Here is a 12,459-nt window from a genome sequence, read left to right as displayed (position 1 = left end):
GGCGAGCCCAGCGGCATCCGACATCCGGCGAACCGGGTGCGCTCAGCTGGCGTCGGCTGGCGTCGCGTCGACGCCGGCTTCCTTGCGCTGCTGGGGGGTGATGGGCGCGGGCGCTGCGGTCAGCGGGTCATACCCGCCACCGGTCTTCGGGAAGGCGATGACGTCGCGGATCGACTCGGTCCGGGCGAGCAGCGAGACGATCCGGTCCCAGCCGAACGCGATGCCGCCGTGCGGCGGGGCTCCGTACTGGAAGGCGTCGAGGAGGAAGCCGAACTTCTCCTGCGCCTCCTCGGCGCCGATGCCCATGACGCCGAAGACCCGCTCCTGGACGTCCCTGCGGTGGATACGGATGGAGCCGCCGCCGATCTCGTTGCCGTTGCACACCATGTCGTAGGCGTAGGCGAGCGCCGACCCGGGGTCCGAGTCGAAGGTGTCCTCGAACTCCTTCTTGGGCGAGGTGAACGCGTGGTGCACCGCCGTCCACCCACTGTGGCCGAGGGCGACGTCCCCGGAGGCGGTCGCGTCGGCGGCGGGCTCGAAGAGCGGCGCGTCGAGGACCCAGAGGAAGCTCCACTGCGACTCGTCGATGAGGTCACATCGGCGCCCGATCTCGAGTCTGGCCGCGCCGAGCAGGGCTCGCGACGGCTTGGCCGGGCCGGCAGCGAAGAACACCGCGTCGCCGGGCTTGGCACCGACGTGCGCGGCCAGGCCGGCGCGCTCGGCGTCGGTGAGGTTCTTGGCGACGGGCCCGCCGAGTGTTCCGTCGGCCTGGACGAGGACGTAGGCCAGCCCCTTGGCGCCGCGCTGCTTGGCCCAGTCCTGCCAGGCGTCGAGCTGCTTGCGCGGCTGCGACGCCCCACCGGGCATGACCACGGCGCCGACGTACTCGGACTGGAACACCCGGAAGGGGGTGTCCGTGAAGTACTCGGTGCAGTCGACCAGCTCCTGTCCGAAGCGCAGATCCGGCTTGTCCGAGCCGTAGCGGGCCATCGCCTGGGCGTAGGTCATCTGCAGGAACGGCGGCTCGAGGTCGACGCCGATGAGCTTCCAGATCTCCCTGACCACCGCCTCCCCGAGCTCGAGGACGTCGGACTGCTCGACGAAGGACATCTCGATGTCGAGCTGGGTGAACTCCGGCTGACGGTCGGCGCGGAAGTCCTCGTCGCGATAGCAGCGGGCGATCTGGTAGTAGCGCTCCATCCCGGCCACCATGAGCAGCTGCTTGAACAGCTGGGGGCTCTGTGGCAGGGCGTACCAGCTGCCGGGTGCGAGGCGGGCCGGCACGAGGAAGTCGCGGGCCCCCTCGGGGGTGGACCGCGTCAGGGTCGGGGTCTCGATCTCGACGAAGTCGCGCTCGCCGAGGACCTTGCGGGCGGCGGCGTTGACCTTGGAGCGCAGCCGGATCGCGGAGCCGGCCGAGCTGGCGCCGGGGCGTCGCAGATCGAGGTAGCGGTGCTTGAGCCGCGCCTCCTCGCCCACGGTGACGCGCTCGTCGATCTGGAACGGCAGCGGCGCGCTCGGGTTGAGCACCTCCAGCTCGCTGACGATGACCTCGATCTCGCCGGTCGGCAGGTCAGGGTTGGTGTTGCCCTCGGGTCGGACGCGCACGTCGCCGGTCACCCGCACACAGAACTCGTTGCGGACGTCGTGCGCCCCACCCTGGGCCAGGACCTCGTCGCGCGCGACGACCTGGGCGATGCCGCTCGCGTCGCGCAGGTCGAGGAAGGCCACGCCGCCGTGATCTCGCCGCCGAGCCACCCAGCCGGTGAGCGTGACGGTCTGTCCGGCGTGGTCGGCGCGCAGGGTTCCGGCCTCGTGAGTGCGGAGCACGAAGGTTGTCCTTCCGATGGTGCTTGGGTGGCGTGCTGATGAGCGATGCTGCCGTATGCCGCTGAGCTCGCTCGCGCTCCGACGGTGCCGTCGGAACGGGGTCGGGTCGCTGGTCGGGCGCAGGGCGCCGACGGCCAATCCTACGGGGTGCCGGGCCCGGCCTCTCCCGCGCCGCCGCCGAGTCCGGTCGCCGGCCCCGCAGGTGTCGGGACGCTGAGAACGCCTAGGCTCGGCGCGTGCAGCACTCCCGCAACCGTGACCTCGACGGGGTCCGCGGCCTCGCGATCCTCCTCGTCGTGGCCGCGCACAGCGGCCTGCCGATCCGGTGGGGTGGCCTGTCCGGGGTCACGCTCTTCTTCGTCCTGTCCGGGTACCTCATCACGAGCCTGCTCATCCGGGAGTGGGACCGGTGGGGCTCGGTCTCCCTGTGGCGCTTCTGGGGGCGTCGCGCCCTGCGGCTGCTTCCCGCGCTGCTCGTCTTCCTCGCCCTGGTCCCACTCCTCCTCTGGGCCACCGGCGACTCGCGGCTGGCCAGCTACCCGGCGGCGGCGATGGCATCGCTGTTCTACGTCGGCAACTGGGTGCGCATCGCCGGCACCGACCTCGGGGTGCTGAACCACCTGTGGTCGCTCTCCGTGGAGGAGCAGTTCTACGTCGTCTGGCCCCTCGTCTTCCTCGCCTTGATGGCCTGGTGGCGCCAGCACCTGCTCGGCCTGGTCCTCGGCCTCACCGGAGTCGCCACGGTGTACAGCGTGTGGGCCACGGGCTCGTTCATCCGGCTCGACATCTCGACGGAGACCAACGCGTTCGCGCTCCTGCTGGGGGTGTCCCTGGCCGTCGCGCTGGCATCGATCGCGCGCAAGGGCTGGCACCCGCCACGGGTGAGCGTCCTCATCCCGTTCACCGTCATGATCCTCGTGTCCGCCTTTCCCTCGCACGACATCGCCACGGACCACGGCCTGTTCCGGCCGCTGGGCGCGGTCTATGCCGTGCTCGGGGTCTGGCTCGTCGCGAGTGCCGTCCTCGGTCACTCGCCCGTCGTCGCGTCGCCGGTCATGGTCTTCTTCGGGACGATCAGCTACGCGCTCTACCTGTGGCACCAGGCCCTGATCAACTCCGTCCTGTTCGGTGACAAGACGGTCCTGCGCAACCTCGCGCTCATCGCCGCCGCGGTCGTCCTGTCGTGGCTGTCCTGGGTCGTCGTGGAGCGGCCGGCCGGCCGGCTACGGGGCCGGCTGCGGCTGGACGAGCCGTCTCGTCGACAGCTGGCCGCCCGCGCCGTGGCCTCCGTGCCGTCCTCCTCCCTCGACCCGCGCGGCCTGCCCGACGCGCCGGGCAGGCCGGGTTCGCCGGGCACGTCCGGCACCGCTGGCCCGCCGGGTTCAGCTGACACCCTCGCGGCCCGGGCTGACCGGGAGGGTCCTGGTCAGCCGGCGTCGCCGTCGACGTAGCACCATCGTCCCGCCCGCCTGGCGAACCGGCTGACCTCGTGGAGCTCGCCCGAACCGTGGGGACCGGTGTGCCGGGCGAGGAACTCCACTGTCCCCGTGTCGTCCTCAGGCCCGCCGGCTTCGACGCGGATGACGCGCAGGTCCGTCCAGACGACCTCGGGATCCACGGGGGGACTGTCGGGCCGGGTCCGCGGGTGCCAGGTGCGGAAGACGTGGTCAGCGTCGTGGCGCGCGTACGCCGTGTAGCGCGACCTCATCAGCTCCTCCGCGGTGAGGGCCTGCCGGGCGCCGTCGAGCAGGAGTTCACAACACTCGGCGTACGGGCCGCCGCCACAGGGGCACGGGCTGACCGCGGGCCGGGTCACGCGCCAGCCCCCGGCGGCGGTTCCGGCCGGCGCTGGGCCTCCCAGGCTGGCCAGGGAGCGTCCTTGGGCCGCAGTGTCGCCCAGTCGACGGCGCGAGCCGCGTGTGCGGCGAGAACCCCGATGAGGGCAGCGCTGTTGCTGATCCGGCCGGTGAGGGCCGCGCGGTGGGCCTCGTCCAGGGGGACCCACAGCGGGCGGATCGTCAGCTCCTCGGCGTGCCGCTCATGAAGGTGCTCACCGGGCACGTCGACGAGGTCTCGCGCGAGGAAGATGCGCACCGGCTCGGGGAACGCGCCGGCAGAGACGACCTCGTCCATGAGGACGTCCCACCGGCCGGCGACGAGGTCGACCTCCTCGGCCAGCTCACGGGCGGCCGCCTCCCAGTGCGGCTCCCCGGAGACGTCGAGCAGCCCGGCCGGCAGCTCCCAGACGTGTCCCCGGGTGGCGTGGCGGTACTGGCGGATGAGGAGGACGTGGTCGACCCCCTCGAACGGCTGGAGCGCGACGACGGCGACCGCCCCCGGGTGCTCGATGAACTCCCTGTCGACGACTCCGCCCTCGCCGAGGTCGACCCGGTCCCGCCGCACGTCGAAGATGAGGCCGGAGTACGGCACGGACGACTCGACGACCGGTGCTGAGGTCCACTCCTCGACGACGTCCGCAAGGCTGCCCCTCGGGGCGGAGAGGCTCACTCCGCCTCGGCGGCGACCGGGACCAGGGTGGGGTCTGGGGACCGTTGGGCAGCCCCCGGCTGGGTGTCACCGACGGGATGGCCGTCCTCGTCGTGGCCGTGCTTCGGACGCTCGACCTCGACGAGGCGCTCGGCCCGCTGCTGCTCCAGCGCAGCGCCGATCAGGCCCGCGAAGAGCGGGTGTGCCCGGTTCGGCCGGGAGAGGAACTCCGGGTGCGCCTGCGTGGACACGTAGTACGGGTGGACGTCCTGGGGCAGCTCGACGAACTCGACGAGGTGACCGTCGGGGGACGTGCCCGAGATGACGAGTCCGGCGGACTCGAGCTGGTCGCGGTAGCCGTTGTTGACCTCGTAGCGATGCCGGTGGCGCTCCTTGACCTCAGCGGCTGCGTAGGTCGCTCGGACGACGGAACCGTCCTTGAGGTGGGCAGGATAGAGCCCGAGGCGCATCGTCCCGCCGAGGTCGCCGGCGCCGTCGACGAAGGCCTTCTGCTCCTCCATCGTGGCGATGACCGGGTCCGGCGTCTGGGGGTCGAACTCTGTCGACGACGCCCCGGTGACACCCAGGACCGACCGTGCGTACTCGATGACCATGCACTGCAGGCCGAGACAGATGCCGAGCGTCGGCACCTGCTTCTCACGAGCCCACGTGAGCGCGCCGAGCTTGCCCTCGATGCCACGGACGCCGAAGCCCCCGGGCACGAGGACCGCGTCGACGCCGCCGAGGGCCTGCTGGGCACCGGCCGGTGTCTGGCAGTCGTCGGAGGCGACCCAGCGGATCCGGACCTTCGCGTCGTGGTGGAAGCCGCCGGCGCGGAGCGCCTCGGTCACCGAGAGGTAGGCGTCCGGCAGGTCGATGTACTTGCCCACCAGAGCGACCTCGACGTCGTGCTCGGGGTCGTGCACCCGCTGCAGCAGCTCGTCCCACTCGGTCCAGTCGACGTCCCGGAAGTTCAGGCCGAGCCGTCGGATGACGTAGGCGTCGAGCCCTTCACTGTGCAGCACCTTGGGGATGTCGTAGATGCTCGGGGCGTCCTGGCACGCGGCGACGGCATCGACCTCGACGTCGCACATGAGCGAGATCTTGCGCTTGATGGGGTCGGGGATCTCCCGGTCGGCCCGGAGCACGAGCCCGTCCGGTTGGATACCGACCTGGCGCAGCGCGGCGACCGAGTGCTGCGTGGGTTTCGTCTTGAGCTCGCCGCTCGGGGCGAGGTAGGGCACGAGCGAGACATGGAGGAAGAAGCTGTTGTCGCGGCCGATGAGGTGGCGCACCTGACGGGCCGCCTCGAGGAAGGGCAGGGACTCGATGTCGCCGACCGTCCCGCCGATCTCGGTGATGATGATGTCGGGCGCGTCGGGCATGCCCGTGGCGAGGGCGCGCATCCGGGCGACGATCTCGTTGGTGATGTGCGGGATGACCTGGACGGTGTCGCCGAGGTACTCACCCCGACGCTCCCGGGCGATGACGGTGTTGTAGACCTGACCGGTCGTGACGTTGGCCGCCCCGACGAGGTTGACGTCGAGGAACCGTTCGTAGTGTCCGACGTCAAGGTCGGTCTCGGCTCCGTCATCGGTGACGAAGACCTCGCCGTGCTGGAACGGGTTCATCGTCCCCGGGTCGACGTTGATGTAGGGGTCGAGCTTCTGCATCGTGACCCGTAGACCACGGGATCGAAGCAGTCGGCCGAGGCTGGAAGCCGTCAGGCCCTTGCCGAGGGATGAGGCGACGCCTCCGGTCACAAAGATGTGCTTCGTCGTTTCCACCACGGGCTTTAAGTCTACGTCATCCGCGGAGCGCTTCGGTGTAGCGCGACACCCAGCGGCGCGCCTCCTCCTCCGGAGTGGCCCACGCGCGCGCTCGCGCCCGCGCTGCCTCGCCCAGGCGACGGCGCAGCGGACCGTCGGAGAGGAGGTGCTCGACGGCCGCGGCGAGCGACCCCGGGTCGCCCACGGGAACGAGCAGACCCGCGTCGCCGACGAGGTCGGGCAGGCCGCCCGTGCGGGTCGTGACGACGGGCAGCCCGGCCGCCATCGCCTCCTGGACGACGAGCGCGCGCGCCTCCCACCGGCTGGGCAGCACGAAGACGTCCGCGGCCCGCAGCCAGCGCGCGACGTCGCGCTGGGGCCCGACCAGCCGCAGGGGTATGCCGCTGAGCTCGCTCTCCAACGACGCCCGGAGCCGCTCGTCCCCGCCTCCCACGACCACCCACGAGGCGGGGGTCCGCACGGACCGTGCTGCGGCGACGAGGCTCGGCAGGTCCTTCTGTGGGGCGAGCCTCGCGACGGTCAGGACGAGTGGGCGTGTCTCGTCGAGGTCGTGGCCCTGCTCGCGGAGCGCGCGCCGTGTCTCGCGCCGCGCCGCCTCGCTCGGCGTGGGAGTCGCGAGGAGCTGCTCGACTGCCGGGGACGGGACGGTGGCGAGGGTGGCCCGGTGCGCCCCCAGCTGCTCGGCCAGCTCGACGAGGTCGGCGCTCGCACCGGTGACGAGGGCGGCTCGCCGCAGCGCCCAGCGGATGGAGGAGCGGGCCACCCCGGCGACCGAGGCCCGGGCGCGGGACGGGCCCAGCGGCATCCGGTCCGCGCCGGCGACCAGGCTCGGCGGGAGGGTGTTGTGGAGCGAGATGACCAACGCGGGACGCGGCTTGGCGCGGGCCACGGCGACCGCCGCCACCACGGCAGCCTGGTGGCCGTGGGCGTGGACGACGTCGACCGTCCCCGCGAGGTTCTTCAGCAGGTGCCAGTCGACGAGGCCCCTCGGGGCTGACCAGCCGCGGTGGACCGGCCAGAGCGGATGGGCGTCGCCCCACTGGAAGGCGGCTGCGGTCGCGGCGGACGTGGCGACCTGCACGTCGTGCCCGGCCGCCCTCAGGTCCTGCGACAGTCGGTCGACGTGCCCCCCGATCCCGCCGGTGGACTCTCCGAGGACCATGAGGATCCTCACGAGGGACTCCATGGGTCCCGGCCCCCGGCCCCGGAGTCCCCCACACCCGAGCCCCCCACACCCGAGCCCCCCACACCCGAGCCCCCCACACCCGAGCCCCCCACACCCGAGCCCCCGACCCCTGACGTGGTCGGCGAACGCAACTGGCGGAGCCGACGTGGCAGCGTCGGATCGACAGCCAGGGCGACGACGACGAGGACCAGGGCTGCGCCCAGACCGACGACCGTCGCGAGGGTCAGTGCGCCGAGCAGGTCGACGTCCTCGAACCGGGTCCCGACGTACCAGCCGGCACTCCCCGCGACGAGCGCGCCGAGCATGGTCGCGATCAGCGGACGCCAGGGCACGGTCAGCACCGAAGCGCCCCACTCCTGCATCACGACGAAGGCGAGGACGACTGCGCCGCAAGCCAGTCCGAGGCTCGACCCCAGCGCCAGGAAGTTCAGGGTCGCCGGTCCGTCTGCGCCTCCATCGTCGAGCAGGACGAGAGGGAGGACCGTCGTGGCCAGCCAGGCCGTCCCCACGACTGCTCCAGCGAGCACGGCTCGGCCTCTCAGGTAGCAGGCGCGGCTCAGCAGGGCGATGGCGCCGAGCGCCGGAACGGTGGGAGTGAACGCAGCCAGAGCCTGTGGCATCGCCCCCAGGGTGCGGCCTGAGGTGCTGGCGGCGCCACCCGCGTCCAACAGCGTGAAGAGAGTGCCGACCGGCCCCGCCACTGCGGCGAGCAGCGCCGCCCCCGCGATACCGACCACGAGAACCCCGAACCAGCTGTGGCGGAGGGTCGTGTGTGCCTTGAGGGACACCTCGGGCTGGGCCCGTCGAGGGGCCCGGGCGTCGAGCCCAGGCCCGCGCGAGCCACCCACCGACCCGCCCACCGACCCGCCCACCGAGCCACCCACCGAGCCACCCACCGACCCGCCCGGCTGACCGGCACGGCCACCGGTGGCCGAGTGCCCTCGCCCCACCGCGAGTGCGTGTGCGAGGTCAGGGAATGCTGCGGTCGCAAGGGGAACAGCCAGAACGGCGTAGGGCAGCAGGGCGACGGCCTGGGCGTACATGAAGACGTTGAGGGTGCCGGCGCCGCCACGATCGTTGGCGAGCCGGATGACCACGAGCGTGGCGAGCTGCTGGCCGGCGACGGCCAGGAACCCCGCGAGGGCGAGCGAGCGCACGCGGGCGCCAGTGCCGTCCGCGAAGCTGACTCGGGGTCGGAGCCGAACACCGGCACGCCAGATCGGCACCGCAACGGTGAGGGCCATGGCCGCCACACCCACGGTCGTGCCGATCGCGAGGATGAGCACCCCGGTGGGCGGGATCGCCGCGATCTCAGCGGCAGGCTGGGGCACCACCGCGCGGTAGCTCAGATAGGTCGCGATGACAACCAGGCTCGAGACGAGCGGGGCCAGCGCCGCGGCGACGAACCGACGGTGGGCCTGGAGGACGCCGGCCAGGACTATCGCGACTCCGTACAGCGGCAGCTGCACGGCGAAGACACCGAGGAACTCCGCGCCGAGCTGCGTCTCCCCCGCGCAACCGGTGCCGAGGAGCATCGCTGCGATCGGACGGGCACCGACCAGGACGAGGGCACCGAGCGGGAGCAGGACGAGCAGCGCCCAGGTCAGCAGGGCGGACGCCGTGGCGTCGGCGCTCCCCCGATCGCCGCGAGCGAGCGCCCCGGCAACAAGCGGGACTGCCACAGCCGCCAGGACACCACCGGCGGCCACCTCGAAGATCACGTTGGGCACCGCGTTGACCGACTGGTAGACGCTCCCCACACAGGTCGCGCCGACCGAGTGCGAGAACGCGAACCAGCGGCCGAAGCCCACGACGCGGGCGACCAGGGTGATCGCGGCGATCGAGCCGGCGGCGGCGACCACGGTGCGTAGGGCCGGCGCGGGCCCCGTCGTGGGGTTGGACCTCATGACCCGGACCGACCCCACTCGTCGAGCCGGCGCAGCGTCCCATGGGCGTCGATGACCTTGCTGAAGCTGACCTTCTCCGACGCGAGGGTCAGCGCGGTGAGGCCTGCGAGCGCGACGACCCTCCCACGCAGGCCGGTCGCCTCGACCAGGGCGAGCCCGATGAGGGCTCCGGCGGCGTTCGCGCCCGTGTCACCCAGCATGGACCGCCCGGCGAGGTCATCACGCAGGACTCCGGCGGAGGCCCCGAGGGCCGCTGCTGCCGGGCGGAATCCCGCGAGGGCGAGGGGACCCCCGCAGAGCACGACGACCTTGAGCGCCCTACCGGGCCGCAGGTCGAAGAGGTTCGCGACATTCGCAGCCCCGGCGATGACCGCCCCGCCGACGACAGCGGCCAACGCTCCCCGCTCCTGCGATCGGCCGTGCCCCGCGACTCGGCCGCGCACCCGCACGGGGCCACGACTCGCCGGCGGGTCACTCCGGGCAGAGCGGTCAGCCAGGAGAGCACCCGTCATCCCGGTGGCGGCGAGCCCTATCACCTTGACTGCTCCGGTCGTGAGCGCTCCTCTCCGAAGGGCCCCCAGATGGCCCTTGAGGCCCTTGCTCGAGCCGCTCCCGGCGAGGTCGTCGAGCGCTCCGAGTCCCCCGCTCGCCAGGACGACGAGAAGGGAAGGCCCGAGACGTCCGCTCGCCCTTCGGTTCATCGTTGATCCGAGGGCGAGCCCGGTGGCGGCGGCGGCGACCCACACCGGGCCCTGAAGGAGCGTGACACTGCGGCCGGCGTGGTTCGTCCGCTCCCAGGTGGCCCTGGTCGTCTCCGGGAGTCGGGCTGCGAGTCGTCGGAAGGCGACCGTGCCGATGGTGGCCGCAGCTGCCGTGGCCACGCTTGCCCGGATCCGACCGTCTGCGGCCCCCACGGGTCGGGTGCCTTCGTACAGCTCCGAACGGCCGTCGAGGCAGAGCGGAGACGCTGGCACCCGCCGGGTGCCAAGGCCGCTCAGGGCACCAGTCACCCGTCGGCTCCTCCTGCTCACTGGGTGAGCCTCGGTCTGCCGACGGGGACCACGGCCTCGGGGACGCCTCGCCCCTCCGACGTCACGGGGACACCCGCGGCGCTGCAGCCGTTGCTCCCTCCGCCGTGCCGTAGTGTCCGACGTCCCCAGCCAGCTCGGACTTCAGGGCCAGCACCACGATGGCGGGACCCGAGGGGTCGCTCGCGTGATCCACCGTCGAGATGAGACGCGCGGTGGCCTCCACGCCTCTGACCGACGCGACCGCATCGGACGTGAGGGACTGACCGGCGGCGGTCACCGGCTCCGGACCCGCGACGACCGCGCCGGCGGAGCTATCCGCGACGAACCGGGCGAGGGTGCGGATCGTCTCGGCCTGCCGCTGGATCTCCGCCTCGTCCCCTGCGAACGGGCCGGAGACGATGATGGCGAGGTCCGCCGGCTCCAGCTGCTCGGCCGACGCGTCGATGAACCCCGCATCACTGAGGGTCTTGAGGGCGGCGGTGCGCGACTCCGACGCAGACACGACATCAGTGGTCACGGTGAGCCGGGCGAGGGCCTCGGCGAGCAGGGCATCCCCCGAGAGAGGCGAGGACATTCCGAGCGTCGAGGCGGCGGCGGACGCCGCCTCTGCACGCTCTGCGGCCAACGTGGGGTCGAACCAGTCGCCGCCGAGCGTCACCGTGGCAGTGAGCGTCGCACCGCTGGACGTGACGCCCTCCTCGAGGAGGTCGACCAGACCGCCGTCCGCAGACGGCAGGACGATGACGACGACCTCATGACCGCTCAACGCGCCGTCGAGGACGCGCTCGGAGACGGCGGAGGCGAACTCCTCGCCCGCAGCGACCCGACGCTCGCTCGCGGCGAGCTGGTCGTTGAGTGCCTGCTTCTCGGCGCGCAGGGCGGCCACCTGGTCGGTGAGCTGGGTACCGAGGTTCCCCTGGAGCGGACCTGCCCCGAGAACGATCCCCACCGCGAGGGCCAGGAAGATGGAGATGATGGAGACGAGGTGGTACCGGAAGTCGATCACGTGAAGATCCCCACGACGGCGGTCCAGAGGTCGTCCCACCTCGCGGCGAGCACCTGAAGCCAGGCTTGCCCCGCGGGGGTGGCGGCGACGGCCACGAAGAGCGCGAACAGGCCCACGAGCAGCATGAGCAGGAGCAAGCGAGCGGGGAGGCGCGCCCGGTAGAGGCGACTGACGCCCTTGGCGTCGACCAGCTTGCCGCCGACGCGGAGGCGGGTGAGGAAGGTCGAGGCCTGGCCGTCCCGGCCCTTGTCCAGGAACTCCACGAGGGTCACATGGGTGCCGACGGCGACGATCAGCTCCGCGCCCGCGTCGTCGGCGAGCAGCATGGCGACATCCTCGCTCGTGCCGGCCGCCGGGAACACCACCGGGCTGATGCCGAGAGCTTCCACCCGGGCCAGTCCCGGCGCCCGTCCGTCGCGATAGGCGTGCACGACGATCTCGGCCCCCGACCGGAGGGCGCGGTCCGAGACCGAGTCCATGTCGCCGACGATGAGGTCCGGCCGGTAGCCCGCCTCGAGGATCGCGTCGGCTCCCCCATCCACCCCGATGAGCAGCGGGCGGTACTCCCGGATGTAGGGGCGCAGAGCCTGCAGGTCGTCCCGGTAGTGATAGCCCCGCACGACCACGAGGGTGTGTCGTCCTTCGATCTTCGTCCGGATGGGCGGGATGCCGATCCCGTCCAGGAGCAGCTCGCGCTCCTTCCGGATGAACTCCATCGTGTTCGTCGCGAAGGCCTCGATCTGTACGGCAAGGCCGGCGCGAGCGTCGTGCATCTGCGCCTGGATCGCGTCCGCGTCGAGAACCTGGGCGGTGGCCACCTTCGTCGACCCGTGCCACAGGTCCGCGCCGTCGAGCCGGAGCAGGTCCCCGTCGTGCACGTCCATGACGACGGGCCCTGCGGCGTCGAGGATCGGGATGCCGGCCTCGTTGAGGATCTGCGGGCCGACGTTGGGATAGCGCCCGGAGATCGATGCGGAGGCGTTCACGACGGCGGTCGGACGTGCCGCGACCAGTGCCTCCGCACTCACCTTGTCGAGGTCGGCGTGGTCGATGACAGCGATGTCGCCGGGGCGCAGGCGCTTGGTGAGGTTCTTCGTCCGGGCGTCCACGCGGGCAGGGCCGACCACACCGCCGCCCGAGGGAGCAGCGTGCATGCGGCGGCGAAGAGACATGGCCATGGTTGCCCCCATCGTGCCACGTCGGAGCAGCGTCGGCCGCAGCG

The 12,459-nt window shown here is 72.2% G+C and carries 10 protein-coding genes; 1 reads left to right on the top strand and 9 read right to left on the bottom strand.

The features are described from left to right. Positions 1-42: 42 nt before the first annotated feature. Positions 43-1,830: an aspartate--tRNA ligase gene (gene aspS / locus INTCA_RS08005; protein WP_013492406.1), complete on the bottom strand. Its 1,788-nt coding sequence runs from the start codon at positions 1,828-1,830 to the stop codon at positions 43-45. A gap of 236 nt (positions 1,831-2,066) precedes the next feature. Here aspS and INTCA_RS08000 point away from each other — a divergent pair, with 236 nt between their 5' ends. After that, a complete protein-coding gene (locus INTCA_RS08000; RefSeq protein ID WP_013492405.1) occupies positions 2,067-3,281 on the top strand; it encodes an acyltransferase family protein in 1,215 nt (404 codons plus the stop codon). Here the strand turns inward: INTCA_RS08000 and INTCA_RS07995 are convergent. From INTCA_RS07995 to steA, 8 genes are all read right to left on the bottom strand, one after another. After that, positions 3,257-3,646, bottom strand: a complete 390-nt coding sequence (locus INTCA_RS07995; protein WP_013492404.1) for a YchJ family protein — start codon at positions 3,644-3,646, stop codon at positions 3,257-3,259. The genes INTCA_RS08000 and INTCA_RS07995 overlap by 25 nt on opposite strands. Next, the gene (locus INTCA_RS07990; protein WP_013492403.1) at positions 3,643-4,338 is read right to left on the bottom strand and encodes an NUDIX domain-containing protein; all 696 of its coding nucleotides are present in this window, start codon (positions 4,336-4,338) and stop codon (positions 3,643-3,645) included. Before INTCA_RS07990 ends, INTCA_RS07995 begins: the two co-directional genes overlap by 4 nt. Further along, complete coding sequence (locus INTCA_RS07985; protein WP_013492402.1) at positions 4,335-6,107, bottom strand: CTP synthase; 1,773 nt, start codon at positions 6,105-6,107, stop codon at positions 4,335-4,337. Before INTCA_RS07985 ends, INTCA_RS07990 begins: the two co-directional genes overlap by 4 nt. 16 nt (positions 6,108-6,123) lie before the next feature. Next, positions 6,124-7,281, bottom strand: a complete 1,158-nt coding sequence (locus INTCA_RS07980) for a glycosyltransferase family 4 protein (RefSeq protein WP_244859885.1) — start codon at positions 7,279-7,281, stop codon at positions 6,124-6,126. Continuing rightward, a complete protein-coding gene (gene murJ, locus INTCA_RS18640; RefSeq protein ID WP_013492400.1) occupies positions 7,278-9,200 on the bottom strand; it encodes a murein biosynthesis integral membrane protein MurJ in 1,923 nt (640 codons plus the stop codon). The genes INTCA_RS07980 and murJ overlap by 4 nt, the downstream gene beginning before the upstream one ends. Next, on the bottom strand, positions 9,197-10,210 hold the full coding sequence (locus INTCA_RS07970; protein ID WP_013492399.1) for a hypothetical protein: 1,014 nt from the start codon (positions 10,208-10,210) through the stop codon (positions 9,197-9,199). The genes murJ and INTCA_RS07970 overlap by 4 nt, the downstream gene beginning before the upstream one ends. Before the next feature lie 82 nt (positions 10,211-10,292). After that, entirely contained in the window at positions 10,293-11,237 is a 945-nt protein-coding gene (locus INTCA_RS07965) for a copper transporter (RefSeq protein WP_013492398.1), read from the bottom strand. Continuing rightward, positions 11,234-12,415 carry a putative cytokinetic ring protein SteA gene (steA, locus tag INTCA_RS07960; protein WP_013492397.1) on the bottom strand — a complete coding sequence of 394 codons (1,182 nt, stop codon included), beginning with the start codon at positions 12,413-12,415 and terminating at the stop codon, positions 11,234-11,236. Before steA ends, INTCA_RS07965 begins: the two co-directional genes overlap by 4 nt. Between the last annotated feature and the right edge of the window lie 44 nt (positions 12,416-12,459).

Source organism: Intrasporangium calvum DSM 43043, from assembly GCF_000184685.1.
GTDB lineage: Bacteria > Actinomycetota > Actinomycetes > Actinomycetales > Dermatophilaceae > Intrasporangium > Intrasporangium calvum.
The sequence above is the reverse complement of the archived record's forward strand: the minus strand, read 5'-3'. Positions and strand labels throughout refer to the sequence as shown.